General features: G+C 59.2%; 1 protein-coding gene. It reads right to left on the bottom strand.

What is annotated here, in order from left to right:
* The coding region (locus ACFC20_RS17690; RefSeq protein ID WP_375194129.1) for an efflux RND transporter permease subunit at positions 1–377 on the bottom strand (377 nt) is incomplete at both ends.

Below are 377 nucleotides of genomic sequence, written 5' to 3'. Positions count from 1 at the left end.
CTCGCGAGACTGGATATAGCCGGACGTGCGCACCATGTATTCCGCCTCGGCCATTTCAATGACAGAGGCGCCCACTTCCTGATTGCCTCTTTTGATGGCGTTCTGGATATGCGCAAGAGGAATTCCCAACGCCCTGAGTTTTTCCGGACTGACCTTGACCTGGTACTGCTTCACCATGCCACCAAGTGCGGCGACTTCCGACACACCCGGCACTGTCTGCAGCTCGTATTTCAGAAACCAGTCCTGCAGGCTTCGTAACTGGCTGAGATCATTGTTCCCGGTGCGATCCACCAAGGCGTAAAGGTAAACCCAGCCAACGCCTGTGGCGTCCGGCCCGAGCTGCGGCCGGGCCGAGTCCGGAAGGCTCGGGGCCACCT

The organism is Marinobacter sp. (assembly GCF_041984545.1).
Classification (GTDB): domain Bacteria; phylum Pseudomonadota; class Gammaproteobacteria; order Pseudomonadales; family Oleiphilaceae; genus Marinobacter.
The sequence above is the reverse complement of the archived record's forward strand: the minus strand, read 5'-3'. Positions and strand labels throughout refer to the sequence as shown.